The sequence below is a fragment of the Stenotrophomonas sp. Iso1 genome (assembly GCF_027497995.1).
Classification (GTDB): Bacteria; Pseudomonadota; Gammaproteobacteria; order Xanthomonadales; family Xanthomonadaceae; genus Stenotrophomonas.
Genome location: NZ_JAODBT010000001.1, coordinates 1,903,989 through 1,919,341 on the forward strand (window position 1 = coordinate 1,903,989; position 15,353 = coordinate 1,919,341).

13 protein-coding genes are annotated in these 15,353 nt (G+C 64.0%); 12 read left to right on the plus strand and 1 reads right to left on the minus strand.

Features of this window, described 5'->3' with window-relative positions; all coding sequences use genetic code 11:
• The first annotated feature begins 84 nt into the window (after positions 1-84).
• From carA to PAN08_RS08450, 9 genes are all read left to right on the plus strand, one after another.
• The gene (gene carA / locus PAN08_RS08410; protein WP_269790986.1) at positions 85-1,212 is read left to right on the plus strand and encodes a glutamine-hydrolyzing carbamoyl-phosphate synthase small subunit; all 1,128 of its coding nucleotides are present in this window, start codon (positions 85-87) and stop codon (positions 1,210-1,212) included.
• Complete coding sequence (locus PAN08_RS08415) at positions 1,212-1,769, plus strand: hypothetical protein (RefSeq protein WP_269790987.1); 558 nt, start codon at positions 1,212-1,214, stop codon at positions 1,767-1,769. The genes carA and PAN08_RS08415 overlap by 1 nt, the downstream gene beginning before the upstream one ends.
• A 54-nt stretch (positions 1,770-1,823) precedes the next feature.
• Entirely contained in the window at positions 1,824-5,066 is a 3,243-nt protein-coding gene (carB, locus tag PAN08_RS08420) for a carbamoyl-phosphate synthase large subunit (RefSeq protein ID WP_269790988.1), read from the plus strand.
• Positions 5,063-5,539 (plus strand): transcription elongation factor GreA, encoded by a 477-nt coding sequence (gene greA, locus PAN08_RS08425; RefSeq protein WP_269790989.1) that lies wholly within the window; start codon positions 5,063-5,065, stop codon positions 5,537-5,539. The genes carB and greA overlap by 4 nt, the downstream gene beginning before the upstream one ends.
• Positions 5,540-5,541: 2 nt before the next feature.
• Positions 5,542-6,465, plus strand: a complete 924-nt coding sequence (locus tag PAN08_RS08430; RefSeq protein ID WP_269790990.1) for a phosphoglycerate mutase — start codon at positions 5,542-5,544, stop codon at positions 6,463-6,465.
• Entirely contained in the window at positions 6,458-8,185 is a 1,728-nt protein-coding gene (gene recJ / locus PAN08_RS08435) for a single-stranded-DNA-specific exonuclease RecJ (RefSeq protein WP_269790991.1), read from the plus strand. Before PAN08_RS08430 ends, recJ begins: the two co-directional genes overlap by 8 nt.
• A gap of 182 nt (positions 8,186-8,367) precedes the next feature.
• Positions 8,368-8,883: a tRNA adenosine(34) deaminase TadA gene (gene tadA, locus PAN08_RS08440; RefSeq protein WP_269790992.1), complete on the plus strand. Its 516-nt coding sequence runs from the start codon at positions 8,368-8,370 to the stop codon at positions 8,881-8,883.
• A gap of 90 nt (positions 8,884-8,973) precedes the next feature.
• Positions 8,974-9,546, plus strand: coding sequence for an oligoribonuclease (orn, locus tag PAN08_RS08445; RefSeq protein ID WP_269790993.1), 573 nt, complete (start codon positions 8,974-8,976; stop codon positions 9,544-9,546).
• Positions 9,547-9,676: 130 nt separating this feature from the next.
• A complete protein-coding gene (locus tag PAN08_RS08450) occupies positions 9,677-10,534 on the plus strand; it encodes an EcsC family protein (protein WP_269790994.1) in 858 nt (285 codons plus the stop codon).
• A 111-nt stretch (positions 10,535-10,645) separates the two neighbouring features.
• Here the strand turns inward: PAN08_RS08450 and ppsA are convergent, their stop codons facing one another.
• Complete coding sequence (ppsA, locus tag PAN08_RS08455) at positions 10,646-13,021, minus strand: phosphoenolpyruvate synthase (protein ID WP_269790995.1); 2,376 nt, start codon at positions 13,019-13,021, stop codon at positions 10,646-10,648.
• A 196-nt stretch (positions 13,022-13,217) separates the two neighbouring features.
• On the opposite strand from ppsA, the gene PAN08_RS08460 reads away from it, so the two are divergent.
• The 3 genes from PAN08_RS08460 to PAN08_RS08470 all read left to right on the plus strand — a co-directional run bounded on the left by PAN08_RS08460 (position 13,218) and on the right by PAN08_RS08470 (position 15,246).
• The gene (locus PAN08_RS08460) at positions 13,218-14,039 is read left to right on the plus strand and encodes a pyruvate, water dikinase regulatory protein (protein WP_269790996.1); all 822 of its coding nucleotides are present in this window, start codon (positions 13,218-13,220) and stop codon (positions 14,037-14,039) included.
• Positions 14,040-14,194: 155 nt separating this feature from the next.
• Positions 14,195-14,704, plus strand: a complete 510-nt coding sequence (locus PAN08_RS08465; RefSeq protein WP_269790997.1) for a DUF1249 domain-containing protein — start codon at positions 14,195-14,197, stop codon at positions 14,702-14,704.
• 53 nt (positions 14,705-14,757) lie between these two features.
• Positions 14,758-15,246, plus strand: coding sequence for an 8-oxo-dGTP diphosphatase (locus PAN08_RS08470; RefSeq protein WP_269790998.1), 489 nt, complete (start codon positions 14,758-14,760; stop codon positions 15,244-15,246).
• The last annotated feature ends 107 nt before the right edge of the window (positions 15,247-15,353 follow it).

Sequence of the window (15,353 nt, forward strand, 5' to 3'; positions counted from 1 at the left end):
GCCGTCCGCGCTTTTTTGCAACCGGTTTTTGCCGTGGACGCAGGCGTGGCTTCGGAGTCCCCCGGTAGCCAAAGTGAGATTCCCGTGACCCAAGCCGCAATTCTCGTGCTCGAAGACGGCACCGTATTCGAGGGCGAATCCGTAGGCGCGCCCGGCCTGTCCGTGGGTGAGGTGGTGTTCAACACCGCCATGACCGGTTATCAGGAGATGCTGACCGATCCCTCCTACGCCCGGCAGATGATCACCCTGACGTATCCGCATATCGGTAACACCGGTATGAACGATCAGGATGACGAGGCCGCCAAGGTGTGGGCTGCGGGCCTGATCGTGCGCGATGTGCCGCGCCGTCCCAGCAGCTGGCGCAACCAGGTGTCGCTGCAGGATTGGTTGATCCAGCGCGGCGTGGTCGCCATCTCCGGTATCGATACCCGCAAGTTGACCCGCATCCTGCGTGAGCGCGGCGCCCAGAACGGTGCGCTGATGGCTGGCGACATCGATGTCGAAAAGGCATTGGAAGCCGCCCGCAAGTTCCCGGGCCTGAAGGGCATGGACCTGGCCAAGGTGGTCAGCACGGACAAGTCCTACGGTTGGGCCGATGGCCAGCTGGACCTGGACAGCAACGAATTCGTGCGTGCCGAACCGAAGTTCAAGGTCGTGGCCTACGACTTCGGCGTGAAGACCAACATCCTGCGCATGCTTGCCGAACGCGGTTGCGAGCTGACCGTGGTGCCGGCACAGACCCCGGCCGCCGACGTGCTGGCGATGAATCCGGATGGTGTGTTCCTGTCCAACGGCCCGGGTGATCCGGAACCGTGTGATTACGCGATCGCCGCCATCAAGGAATTCGTGGCCAAGAAGGTGCCGACCTTCGGTATCTGCCTGGGCCACCAGCTGCTCGGCCTGGCCTCGGGCGCGCGCACCATGAAGATGGGCCACGGCCACCACGGCGCCAACCATCCGGTGCAGGACATCGACAGCGGCCGGGTGATGATCACCTCGCAGAACCACGGCTTCGCCATAGACGAAAGCTCGCTGCCGGCCAACATCCGCGTCACCCATCGTTCGCTGTTCGACCAGACCATCCAGGGCGTCGAGCTGACCGATGCACCGGCGTTCTCCTTCCAGGGTCACCCGGAAGCATCGCCCGGCCCGCACGACGTGGCCCCGCTGTTCGACCGCTTCATCTCGTTGATGGAAGGGGCCAAGGCCTGATGCGCGCCATCGCGCTGCTGGCGGGTTTGTTGTTGACCGGTGGTGCTTCGGCAGCCTCTGCCGACCGTGCCGATATCGGCCAGATCATGCAGCAGTTGGGCATGGGCAGGCTGGGAGCGGATTCGGCGGCGAGCCTGATCGAGAACTTCCCGGCGTTGCAGACGCAGGATGCGGCAGGCAAGGCCTGCGCCACGCAGCAGGTGTCCACGATGCTGGACGTGCAGGTCCAGCAGGGCATCGTGGACAGCATGGGCACCGACGGCAAGACGCTGGTCAAGGAATGGAAAAAGTTCCTTGCCACGGATTCGGGCAGCGACATGGCGCGTACGTTCCAGGCCACGGCAGCGGCCATCGCCAGTGGCGATGAAGGCTTCGATGCCGGGCTGGACGAAGACCGGAAGGCCGAGATTTCGCGCTTCATGGCGACCCCGGCGTTCCAGCGATTCATTGACGGGTTTGGCAGCGAGAGCCAATTGCCTGCGGACATCGGCCAGCGTCTGGTTGATGTACTGCAGCGCGAATGCCGCATCGCGCTGGACCCGGAACAGATTTCCTGATCGACAGCGTGCGATCACTTCCCCCAGACACGCTGTACTGACTTAGAGAAGACAATGCCAAAGCGCTCTGACCTCAAGACCATCCTCATCATCGGCGCCGGCCCGATCGTCATCGGCCAGGCCTGTGAGTTCGATTACTCCGGCGCGCAGGCATGCAAGGCGCTGCGTGACGAGGGCTACCGCGTGGTGCTGGTCAACTCGAACCCGGCCACGATCATGACCGACCCGGAGATGGCTGACGCCGTCTACATCGAGCCGATCAACTGGCAGACCGTTGAGAAGATCATCGCCAAGGAGCGCCCGGACGCGCTGCTGCCGACCATGGGTGGCCAGACCGCGCTGAACTGCGCGCTGGACCTGGCCGATCACGGCGTGCTGGAGAAGTACAACGTCGAGCTGATCGGCGCCAAGCGCGAAGCCATCCGCATGGCCGAAGACCGCGAGCTGTTCCGCGTGGCAATGGGCGAAATCGGTCTGGAATGCCCGACCGCCGCCGTTGCGCACACGCTGGAAGAAGCGCTGGAAATCCAGACCCGCGTGGGCTACCCGACCATCATCCGCCCGTCCTTCACCCTGGGCGGCAGCGGCGGCGGTATCGCCTACAACCGCGAAGAGCTGATCGAGATCGTCGGCCGCGGCCTTGAGCTGTCGCCGACCAACGAAGTGCTGGTCGAAGAGTCGGTGCTGGGCTGGAAGGAATTCGAGATGGAAGTGGTCCGCGACACCGCGGACAACTGCATCATCGTCTGCTCCATCGAGAACCTCGATCCGATGGGCGTGCACACCGGTGACTCGATCACCGTTGCCCCGGCACAGACGCTGACCGACAAGGAATACCAGCGCCTGCGCGATGCCTCCATCGCCGTGCTGCGCAAGATTGGTGTGGATACCGGTGGCTCGAACGTGCAGTTCGGCATCAGCCCGACCACCGGCCGCGTGGTCGTGATCGAAATGAACCCGCGCGTGTCGCGTTCTTCGGCGCTGGCCTCCAAGGCCACCGGCTTCCCGATCGCCAAGGTCGCCGCCAAGCTGGCCGTGGGTTACACGCTGGACGAATTGAAGAACGAAATCACCGGCGGCCTGACCCCGGCATCGTTCGAGCCGTCCATCGACTACGTCGTCACCAAGATTCCGCGCTTTGCGTTCGAGAAGTTCCCGGCAGCCGATGCACGCCTGACCACCCAGATGAAGTCGGTGGGCGAAGTGATGGCCATGGGCCGCACCTTTAAGGAATCGCTGCAGAAGGCATTGCGTGGCCTGGAAACCGGCAAGATCGGCCTCGACCCGACCGGCCTGGATCTGACCAACGACGACGACATCACCACCATCAAGCGTGAGCTCAAGGCCCCGGGCCCGGAGCGTCTGTTCTTCGTGGGCGATGCATTCCGCGCCGGTTTCAGCGTGGAGCAGGTGTTCGAGCTGTCGCACATCGATCCGTGGTTCCTCGACCAGATCGAAGAAATCATCGCCGATGAAACCCAGGTGCATGCCGAAGGCATCGACGCGCTGGGTGCTGCACGTCTGCGCAACCTGAAGCGCGCGGGTTTCTCCGATGCACGCCTGGCTGAGCTGACCGGCACCAACGAAGCGGCCATCCGTGCGCTGCGTCGCGCCCACAAGGTGCGCCCGGTGTACAAGCGCGTGGACTCGTGCGCGGCCGAATTCGCCACCAGCACCGCGTACCTGTACTCGACCTACGAGGACGAGTGCGAAGCCAACCCGACCAACCGCGACAAGATCATGATTCTGGGCGGTGGCCCGAACCGCATCGGTCAGGGCATCGAGTTCGACTACTGCTGCGTGCATGCCGCACTCGCCCTGCGCGAAGACGGCTATGAAACGATCATGGTCAACTGCAACCCGGAAACCGTTTCGACCGACTACGACACCTCCGACCGTCTGTACTTCGAGCCGCTGACGCTGGAAGACGTGCTGGAAATCGTCGAGCTGGAACAGCCCAAGGGCGTGATCGTGCAGTACGGCGGCCAGACCCCGCTGAAGCTGGCGCGTGCGCTGGAAGCCAATGGCGTGCCGGTGATCGGCACCTCGCCGGACTCCATCGATCTGGCCGAAGACCGCGAGCGTTTCCAGCAGCTGGTCGACAAGCTGGGCCTGAAGCAGCCGCCGAACCGCATCGCCCGCAACGACCAGGAAGCCCTGCTGCTGGCCCGCGAAATCGGCTACCCGCTGGTGGTGCGCCCGAGCTACGTGCTGGGCGGCCGCGCGATGGAAATCGTCTATGGCGAATCCGACCTGGCGCGCTACGTGCGTGATGCGGTCAAGGTTTCCAACGATTCGCCGGTGTTGCTGGACCACTTCCTGGACGCCGCTGTCGAAGCCGACGTGGACATCATCTGCGACAAGGACGGCAACGTCCTGATCGGCGGCGTGATGGAGCACATCGAAGAAGCCGGCGTGCATTCGGGCGATTCGTCCTGCTCGCTGCCGCCGTACTCGCTGTCGCAGGCCACGCAGGATGAACTGCGTCGTCAGGTGCGCGAGCTGGCCAAGGGCCTGAACGTGGTCGGCCTGATGAACACCCAGTTCGCCATCCAGCCCGATGCCGACGGCAACGACGTGATCTTCCTGCTGGAAGTGAACCCGCGCGCCTCGCGTACCGTGCCGTTCGTGTCCAAGGCCACCGGCGTGCCGCTGGCCAAGATCGCAGCACGCTGCATGGCCGGCATGACGCTGGCCGAGCAGGGCGTCACCGAAGAAGTGGTGCCGAGCTATTACTCGGTGAAGGAAGCCATCTTCCCGTTCGCCAAGTTCCAGGGCGTCGATCCGATCCTCGGGCCGGAAATGCGTTCCACCGGCGAAGTCATGGGCGTGGGCCGCAGCTTCAGCGCAGCATTCGCACGTGCGCAGGAAGCGGGCAGCATCAAGACCCCGCCGCTGGGCAAGGCGTTCATCTCGGTGCGTGATGCCGACAAGCAGCGCGTGATGCCGGCGGTGCAGGGCCTGGTCGAGCGCGGTTACTCGCTGGTCGCCACCCGTGGCACCGCTGCATGGCTGCAGCAGCAGGGTTACACCTGCGAAGTGGTCAACAAGGTGGTCGAAGGCCGTCCGCACATCGTGGACCGCATCAAGAATGGCGAGATTGTCTACATCGTCAACACGACCGAAGGTCGCGCCGCGATCAACGATTCGTTCTCGATCCGTCGTGAAGCGCTGCAGCACCGCGTCACGTACTCGACCACGGTTGCCGGCGCCAAGGCGCTGGTGCAGTCGCTGGAATTCCGTGGCACCGGCCCTGTTCTGTCGCTGCAGGAACTGCACAAGGAGTTGAATGCATGAGAGCTCCCATCACGATGAAGGGCGCCAAGCGCCTGCGTGAGGAACTTGATCACCTGAAGTCGGAAAAGCGCCCGAAGGTCATCGCCGCCATCGCAGAAGCACGCGAGCATGGCGACCTGAAGGAAAACGCCGAGTACCACGCCGCGCGCGAGGAGCAGGGCTTCATCGAAGGCCGCATCAAGCAGCTGGAAGGTGAGCTGTCGCACGCTGAAGTCATCGACATCAGCAAGCTCAACGCCGGCAGCAAGGTGGTGTTCGGCGCGACGGTGACGCTGGCCGACGTGGAAAGCGACGAAGAGAAGCGTTACCAGATCGTTGGCGACCTGGAAGCGGACATCAAGCTGGGCTTGATTGCCATTTCCTCGCCGGTGGCGCGCGCGATGATCGGCAAGAACGAGGGCGATTCCATCGTCATCGACGCGCCGGCCGGTCAGCGCGAATACGAAATCGTCAGCGTCGAATACCTCGACTGACGATGGCCAAGGCCACACTGCTGCTGCCTGCGCGCAGTCGTTTTCCGGCGGGTGCATTGCCGGCACAGGTGGCCGCCGCTCTGGGGCGAGCCGAACACGGGCTCGCCGAGGCGGGTGAGTCGGCGCAGCTGCGCCGGCATTTCACCATCGAGCCGGCAAGTTGGTCGGCGGCTGCACTCAGCCGCCACGCCGATGCCGGTGACGCCGATGGCAGCCTGTGGCTGCGCGCCGACCCTGCCAATGTCGTGCCCGACATGCAGGGCGCTCGGCTGATGGCGTCGGCCGAAACGTTGCGCCTGGAGCAGGCCGACGTGGATGCGCTGGTGCCGGAGCTGCAGACCTTGTTCGCCGGCTTCGGCTATCAACTGGATGCACCGACGCCCTCGCGCTGGTATCTGCGTCTGCCCGAAGCCACGCCGTTGCCGACTTTCGTCGAGCCGGAAGTGGTGCTGGGCGATGACCTATTTGAGCATCTGCCCGATGGCGACAACGGCCGCCAATGGCGCGCCTTGTTGACCGAAGCGCAGGTGGTGCTGCATCAGCATCCGTGGAACGAGCAGCGTGTTGCCGACGGCAAACGTGCGGTCAATTCCTTGTGGTTCTGGGGCGCGGGCACGCTGCCGGCGTCAGTGAGTACCGTGCATGCACAGGTGCGCAGCCGCGATGCCTTGTTGCAGGGCCTGGCGAAGATGGCCGGCGTGCGTATCGGCGGTGAGCAGACCGTGGATGCATTGGTCGATCTGCGCCAGCTGCGTTCTCTCGATCAACTTACGCGTGATGCGATCACGCCGCTGCTGGATGCCCTCGCTCGCGGCGAGCTGGAAGAACTGCGGCTGGATTTCGAAGACGGCACGCATTACCGCATTCTTCGCGGCCAACGGTGGCGGTTCTGGAAAAAGCCGCTGACGGCGCTGACGGATGGTTGAGTCGTTGAAGATCGTCCGCCGCGATATCGTCGATGGCGGGCAATGGAACGGCGAAACTTTGCCGTTGCTGCAACGTATCTATGCCGCGCGCGGCGCGCTGTCGCCCGAGCAGGCACAGCCGCGCCTGGCGCAGTTGCATGCGCCGGAACTGCTGGGCGGCATGCAATCGGCGGTCGCGCTGTTGGCCGCTGCCATTGCTGCAGATAAACGCATTTTGATCGTCGGCGATTTCGACTGCGACGGCGCCACCGCGTGTGCGGTAGGCGTGCGCGGATTGCGCATGCTCGGTGCGCGCGATGTGGTGCACGCGGTGCCAAACCGCATGGTGCACGGCTACGGTTTGTCGCCCGCGCTGGTGGAGGAATTGGCGGCGCTCAAACCGGATCTGCTGGTGACCGTGGACCATGGCATCGCCTGTCATGCCGGCGTCAACGCGGCAAAGGCGCTGGGTTGGCAGGTGTTGATCACCGACCACCATCTGCCCGGCGAACGGCTGCCGCCTGCCGATGCCATCGTCGATCCGAACGTGGACGGCGATGCGTTCCCGAGCAAGGCGCTGGCCGGCGTGGGCGTCATCTTCTACGTGTTGATGGCGTTGCGCCGTCATCTGCGCGGGCAGGGTGCGTTCGTCAGCCAGCCGGAGCCGGATCTGTTGACGCTGCTGGATCTTGTGGCCGTTGGCACGGTGGCCGACCTGGTGGCACTGGACGAAAACAATCGCGCGCTCGTGTCGGCCGGATTGCGGCGACTGCGTTCGGGCAAGGGTTGCGTCGGCCTGCGCGCCCTGATCGAAGCCAGCGGCCGCGACGTGCGACGCCTGAGCGCCAGTGACATCGGCTTCGCGCTGGGGCCACGTTTGAACGCAGCAGGGCGCCTGGAAGACATGGCGCTCGGCATCGAGTTGTTGCTCACCGAAGACGCCTCGCAAGCGCGCGAGATTGCCGCGCTGCTGGAAGAGATCAACAGCGAGCGTCGCGCGGTGCAGCAGATCATGACCGACGACGCGGAGCTGGCGGTGTCGCGGGTGCTGATCAACGACGACGGGCAACGCCCGGTCGCCGCGTGCCTGTTCGATGAGCAATGGCATCCGGGTGTGGTCGGCCTTGTCGCCTCGAAGATGAAGGATCGCCTGCATCGGCCGGTGATCGCTTTCGCGCCTGCAGAGCCGGGTGGGACGGCATTGCGCGGCTCGGCACGTTCGATTTCCGGCTTCCATATTCGTGATGCCCTGGCGGCCATCCATGCCAATCATCCCGGTTTGATGGAGAAGTTCGGCGGCCACGCCATGGCGGCGGGATTGAGCCTGCCGTTGCAACAACTTGAAGCCTTCAAGGAAGCCTTCCAGGCCCAGGTGTTGGCGACGATGGAGCCGGCATTGCTGCAGCAGCAATTGCTCAGCGATGGTGAGCTTTCCAGTGCTGAACTGGATTTCCAACACGCCGAAGCGTTGCGTCTGGCCGGCCCGTGGGGGCAGGGCTTCGCCGAACCCTTGTTCGACGGCGTATTCGAAGTGGTGGAATGGCGCGTGCTCAAGGAGCGCCATCTGAAGCTGGTACTGCGCCAAACCGGCAGCACCGCGCGCATCAACGCGATTCATTTCAGCGGCTGGCACGGCAGCGCGCCCGGCCAGCAGGTGCATGTCGCCTATCGTCTGGTCAGTGATGACTATCGCGGCGGCGAGGCGATCCAGTTGATCGTCGAGCATGTGAGCGCGGTTTAACAAAGCCGGCGCTGCGACTGCTGAATCCGGTCGTGTTGTTTCATAGAATGCAGGCGCATCGATGCAATGTGTTGTCGCCGGAGTCCGTCGCGTGATCGCTCTTCCCCTCAAACTGCTGCAGCTGGTCAGTCGCGAACCCTCGGTTCGTGCACAGACCTGCACGCGACAAAAGGGCATCAGTCATGACCGATAAGCCGATAGCAGCAACAACCACCGACACCGACCTCCACTGGATGCATCACGCTCTGGCACTCGCTGACCGCGCCCAGCGTGAGTTCGACGAGATCCCGGTCGGGGCGGTGTTGGTCGGTGCCGATGGTGAGCTGCTGGGCGAGGGCTGGAACCTCAACATCGCCAGCCATGATCCCAGTGCGCATGCCGAGATCGTCGCGATGCGCGAGGCGGGCAAGCGCTTGGGAAACCATCGGCTGATCGGCAGCACGCTGTACGTGACCCTGGAGCCCTGCGCGATGTGTGCGATGGCGCTGGTGCATGCGCGTATCGCGCGGCTGGTGTTTGCGGCGGCTGACCCCAAGACCGGGGCCTGCGGCAGCGTGTTTGATCTTGTCGGCGACCCACGGCACAACCACCGTGTCGAGGTGCTCAGCGGGCTGCTGGCGCAGGATGCCAGCCTGCGCTTGACCAACTATTTCCGGGCCAAACGCGGCCGCCCGCTGCTGACACCGGGCGACCTTTGACGCGGTCTACCCGCAGGGCCGGCGTATCATGCGCGCTTCGATATTCCGGCTGGCGGCGTTGTTTCGCCGGCCCACAGCACGAGGCAAGACATGGTGGATAACAAGGCAGGCAATGACCGGTTGATCTGGATCGACCTGGAGATGACCGGGCTCGATACGGACAACGATTCGATCATCGAGATCGCCACTGTCGTTACCGACGCACAACTCAATGTGCTGGCCGAAGGGCCGGAGTTCGCCATTTCCCACCCATTGGCCACGCTGGAAGCGATGGACGAATGGAACCGCAATCAGCATCAGCGCTCGGGCCTGTGGCAGCGAGTGCTCGACAGCACCGTCACCCTGGGCCAGGCCGAAGCACAGACCATCGTGTTCCTGCAGGAATGGATCAAGGCCGGCGCCTCGCCGATGTGCGGCAACTCGATCTGCCAGGACCGCCGCTTCCTGCACCGCGAAATGCCGCGTCTGGAGAAGTACTTCCACTACCGCAACCTGGACGTGTCCACGGTCAAGGAGCTGGCCAAGCGCTGGGCGCCGACCGTCGCCGCCGGGGTGACCAAGACCTCCAGTCACACCGCGCTGAGCGACGTGCAGGACTCCATCGCCGAACTGCGCCACTACCGCCAGTTCATGGGCGCGCTGGCAGGGCTGCCCCAGGCATAAGCCACGCCGCAGGCGGGTGTAGTGCCGAGCCACGCTCGGCAGCTCCACCGAGAGGGCACCAGCCCCCAGCAACCCGAACGGCCGCAACCCCGCACATTCCATTCAACCCGCTGTCGCTATCATCGGCCGCATGAACGAATTGACCGTGATGCCGAGCGATATCCGTAGCCATGACCAGGACATGGCCGATCTGCAGCGTGCCGTGGCCCTGCTGGAAGCACCCACGCTGACCGCGAAGATGGCCAACCTGATCGGTTCGCCGCTGGAATTCGTGGTGCGCAAGCTGCCCAGCGCCGTTTCCTCGCGTATCCAGAGCGTTACCGAAGCCGCGCTCTACAAGGCGGCGCAGACGGCGTTGTGGAGCATGGACAAGCAGCAGGGCAAGTCGGCGTCGCCACGCCTGCACAAGCTCGCCGCGGCCGCCTCGGGTGCGCTGGGTGGCGCTGGCGGCCTGCCGGCGTTGGCCATCGAGCTGCCGCTGTCGACCACCATCATCATGCGCGCGGTGGCCGATATCGCCCGCAGCGAAGGCTTCGACCTGAATGACTTCGCCACCCGCCAGGCCTGCCTGGAGGTGTTCGCGCTCGGCGGCAACAGCGGCAAGGATGACGCCAGCGAGACCGGCTATTACCTCGCACGCGGTTTCACCACCGAAGTGATGCGGCATTTGTCGGCGGAACTGGCGGGTGGTGTCGCGACGGGTGGCCCCGGCGTGCTGCTCGGGTTGGGACCGAAGGAAGCGGGCCAGTGGCTGGCGAAGCTCGTCGAGAAAGTCGCCGTGCGCTTCGGCGTGGTGGTGTCGGAGAAGTTCGCCGCGCAGGCGGTGCCGGTGATCGGCGCGGTGGCAGGGGCCACGTTGAACACGATTTTCATCGGTTACTACCAGGACATGGCGCGCGGGCATTTCATCGTCAAACGGCTGGAGCGCAAGTACGGCTTCGAGTCGGTGCGTCTGGTCTACGGCAGTCTGGCGGGGCGCATTTCGTAGCGACGCAAGGCTGCGCTCGGTGACGCGAGCGGGGCAGGGCTCACAACGCTCACCAACGAAAACCCCGCCGAAGCGGGGTTTTTGATTTACAGCCGGGCAGCTACAGCAGGATCAGCTGTTGGCCTTGAGCTTGGCCAGACGCAGCCAGGTGTCGACCACGGTGTCCGGGTTCAGCGACACCGACTCGATGCCTTCCTGCATCAGCCATTCGGCCAGATCCGGGTGATCGGACGGGCCCTGGCCGCAGATGCCGACGTACTTGCCCTTGGCGCGCGCGGACTTGATCGCCATCGACAGCAGCTTCTTCACCGCTGGGTTCCGCTCGTCGAACAGGTGCGCGACGATCGAGGAATCGCGGTCCAGGCCGAGGGTGAGCTGGGTCAGGTCGTTGGAGCCGATCGAGAAGCCGTCGAAGATCTCAAGGAATTCATCGGCCAGCAGCGCGTTGGACGGTACCTCGCACATCATGATGATCTTCAGGCCGTTCTCGCCCTGCTTCAGGCCGTTGGCAGCCAGCACCTCGACGACTTTGCGGCCTTCTTCCAGCGTGCGCACGAACGGGATCATCACCCACAGGTTCTCAAGGCCCATCTCATTGCGCACGCGCAACACGGCCTGGCATTCCAGTGCGAACGCCTTGGAGAAGCTCGGGTCGACATAACGGCTGGCGCCGCGGAAGCCGATCATCGGGTTCTCTTCGTGCGGCTCGTAGCTGGTGCCGCCGATCAGGTTGGCGTACTCGTTGGACTTGAAGTCCGACAGGCGCACGATCACCGGGTTCGGTGCGACCGAGGCGGTGAGGGTGGCGATGCCCTCGGCCAGACGGTTCACGTAGAAGCTCACCGGGTCTTTGTAACCGGCAATCTTCTCGTCGATCTTCTTCTTGGTGGCGGCGTCCTGGCGGTCGTACTCCAGCAGCGCATTCGGGTGAATGCCGATGTGGCTGGCGATGATCATTTCCAGGCGGGCCAGGCCGATGCCGGCGTTCGGCAGCTGGCCGAAGTCGAAGGCGCGTTCCGGGTTGGCCACGTTCATCATGATCTTGAGCGGTGCCGGCGGCATGTTCTCAAGGTCGGTGGTGGTGCGCTCGAACGCCAGCTTGCCGTCGTAGATGAAGCCGGTGTCGCCTTCAGCGCAGCTGACGGTCACTTCCTGGCCATCCTTGATCAGCTGCGTGGCATTGCCCGAGCCGACCACGGCCGGCACGCCCAGCTCACGCGCGATGATCGCGGCGTGGCAGGTACGGCCACCACGGTTGGTGACGATGGCCGAAGCGCGCTTCATCACCGGTTCCCAATCGGGGTCGGTCATGTCGGCGATCAGCACGTCGCCGGGCTGCACGCGGGCCATGTCTTCCAGCGACTTCACCACGCGGGCGGTACCGGCGCCGATCTTGGCGCCCACGGCACGGCCTTCGGCAATCACTTCGCCCTTGCCCTGCAGCGAGTAACGCTCCATCTGCGTGGCCTTGGCGCGCGACTTCACGGTCTCCGGGCGGGCCTGCACGATGAACAGCTTGCCGCTGACGCCGTCCTTGGCCCACTCGATATCCATCGGGCGGCCGTAATGCTTTTCGATCACCAGCGCCTGCTTGGACAGTTCCTGCACGTCCTCGTCGCTGATGGAGAAGGTGTTGCGCATGTCGACCGGGGTGTCTTCGATCTTGACGCGCTCACCCGGGACATCCGAATAGACCATGCGGATCGCCTTGGAGCCCAGCGAGCGGCGCAGGATCGCCGGCTTGCCAGCATTCAAGGTGGGCTTGTAGACGTAGAACTCATCCGGGTTGACCGCGCCCTGCACGACCATTTCGCCCAGGCCGAACGACGAGGTGACGAACACCACGTCGCGGAAGCCGGACTCGGTGTCCAGGGTGAACAGCACGCCGGACGAACCCACGCCCGAGCGCACCATCAGCTGCACGCCGGCGGACAGGAACACGTCCTCGTGCTTGAAGCCGTGGTGGACGCGGTAGGCGATGGCGCGGTCGTTGTACAGCGAAGCGAATACTTCCTTGACCTTGTGCACGACATCGTCGGCGCCGGTCACGTTGAGGAAGGTTTCCTGCTGGCCGGCGAAGGACGCGTCAGGCAGATCTTCGGCCGTGGCCGAGGAGCGCACTGCAACGGCCACGTCGCCGCCGCCGTTGTCGGCGCTGAGCTTGGCGTAGGCCTCGCGGATGTGCTTGTCCAGCTCCGGCTGCAGCGGGGCGTCGATCACCCAGCTGCGGATTTCCTTGCCGGCGACGGTCAGTGCGGCGACATCTTCCACGTCCAGCGTGGCCAGCTTGTCAAAGATGCGCTTGGACAGGTCGTTATGGGCAATGAAGTCCTTGAAGGCCTCGGACGTGGTGGCATAGCCGCCAGGCACCGACACGCCCAAGCCGGCAAGATTGCCGATCATCTCGCCGAGCGAGGAATTCTTGCCACCTACGCGGGCCAGATCGGCCAAGCGCAGCTCATGCAACCACAGGATATTCTCGTTCAAGCGCGATGCTCCGTTTGGCCATCGCCCGAGGCGGGCTTGGGATGGCCACGTCCGTAGGAAGAAGCCAATATGATGCAGTGCACACCCAAGCGGCACAAGCTTGTGACAATACTTTGTCTTGTGCTTGTCTTTCCCGGGACAGGGTACGTCCAAGCATCCTGTCCTGAGTCAGGACCATCACTTCGAGGGATCGCGCATGACGGCAATTCGGCCGGTTTTCTATGTCTCTGACGGTACCGGCATCACCGCCGAAACCATTGGCCACAGCCTGTTGACCCAGTTCAATGGCTTCAGTTTCGTTACTGATCGCATGTCATTCGTGGACGATGCCGACAAAGCCCAAGAGGCGGCGGCGCGTATCCGGGCGGCCGGGGAGCGTTATCAAGTGCGGCCGATCGTCATCAGTTCCTGCGTGGATTCCAGCCTCGGCGGGATTCTGGAGGAGAGCGGGGCGCTGGTTCTGGACGTGTTCGCGCCGTTTATCGGCCCGTTGGAAAGTGAACTGAACGCTGCCAGGCACTCCAAAGTGGGTCAGGCCCATGGCATGGTCGACTTCGATACCTACCATCGGCGCATCAATGCGATGAATTTTGCGCTGAGTCATGACGACGGCATCGCGGTGAACTACGACGAAGCCGACGTGGTGCTGGTCGCGGTATCGCGCGCCGGCAAGACCCCGACCTGCATTTATCTGGCGATGCATTACGGCATCCGCGCGGCCAACTACCCGTTGACCGAGGAAGACTTGGAAAACGACCGTCTGCCGCCGCGCCTGCGTCCCTATCGCAACAAGCTGTTCGGGCTGACCATCGACCCGGAACGTCTGCAGCAGATCCGCCAGGAACGCCGGCCGAACTCGCGCTATGCCAGCGCCGAAGTCTGCAAGCGTGAGGTTTCGGCGGCGGAGACCATGTTCCGCATGGAGCGCATCCCGACCTTGAGCACCACCCATACCTCGATCGAGGAAATCTCCAGCAAGGTGCTGGGGACGCTGGGTCTGCAGCGCGAAATGTACTGAGTCGGCGCTCTCGCCGCCCCGTAGTGCGGAGCCAAGCTCCGCACCAATCCGCCGGGCGCCGGCACCGACCACAACCAGGCACCACCCAGTCTGCGCTTGTATCCGACAGGTCCACAAGGCTGCACCCGACACGACACCGCGTGTACGATCAGCCCATGTCACAGGCACTTTTCCGCATCGATCGCATCCCCCGTCTGAGCCGCCTCAGCTGGTTGATGGGCTTGTATGCGGAAAATTACGGGCACCTGGTGCGCTTGTTCGCACCGCAGCAGCTGAAAGCGGGTACGTATTCCTCGCGCATTGGTGATGGCCTGGATCTGCGTCTGGATGTCATTGAATGCCATCGCTACACGGTCGAATTGCGCATGACGTATGACCTGTGCGATCCGGTCACCGGCGAGCCTGATCCGTCCGCGTATGTGCGTCTGTACGGCGATGCGCGGCAGGCCGAGGCCACCCATTGTTATGTGGGGCGGCGCTGGCAGGACGTGGTTGGCATGTACCCGCCAGCCGATGAGCTGATCAGCCACCGCATGCGCATGAACACCTTCCTAGGCAAGTGGCTGGAATACCTGGCCGAGCGCGGCCATGGCGTGGCCACCCTGCATCGCATCGACACCGATGCCGCCGTGGTACGTCGGGTTCCTTCCGCGCTCGAACACTGAGGCGCAGCGGCAATCGGCCATAATGCGCGTTCCCCTGTTTCTGGTTGCCGCAGATGCCGTACACCCCGATTCTGGCCACGCTTGGTTACGTGCTGTCCCCTGATGGCACGCAGGCCTTGATGATCCACCGCAACACCCGTCCCGGCGATATCCACCTGGGCAAGTACAACGGGTTGGGCGGCAAGATGGAGCCGGACGAGGACATCCTGGCCTGCATGCATCGCGAAATTCGCGAAGAAGCCGGCATCGAATGTGGCACCACCCGCATGCGCGGCACCATCAGCTGGCCGGGTTTCGGCAAGAACGGTGAAGACTGGTTCGCCTTCATCTTCGTCGTCGACGACTACACCGGCACGCCACTGGAATCCAACCCGGAAGGTACGTTGGAGTGGGTCGCGGTGGACCAGCTGGAGTCGCTGCCGCTGTGGGAGGGTGATCGCAATTTCCTGCCGTTGGTGTTCGACGAGGACCCCCGGCCGTTCCACGGCGTGATGCCGTACCGCGACGGTCGGATGCAGTCCTGGGCTTACACCCGGTTATAACCGCACCGCTGCGCTGCGTGAGCTGCCGGTTGAAGTGCTTTGCAGGCAGGGCCCGCGCGGCGTGTTGAACGGCTGAATCGGCGGCACATCGTGCTGTCACGTACACA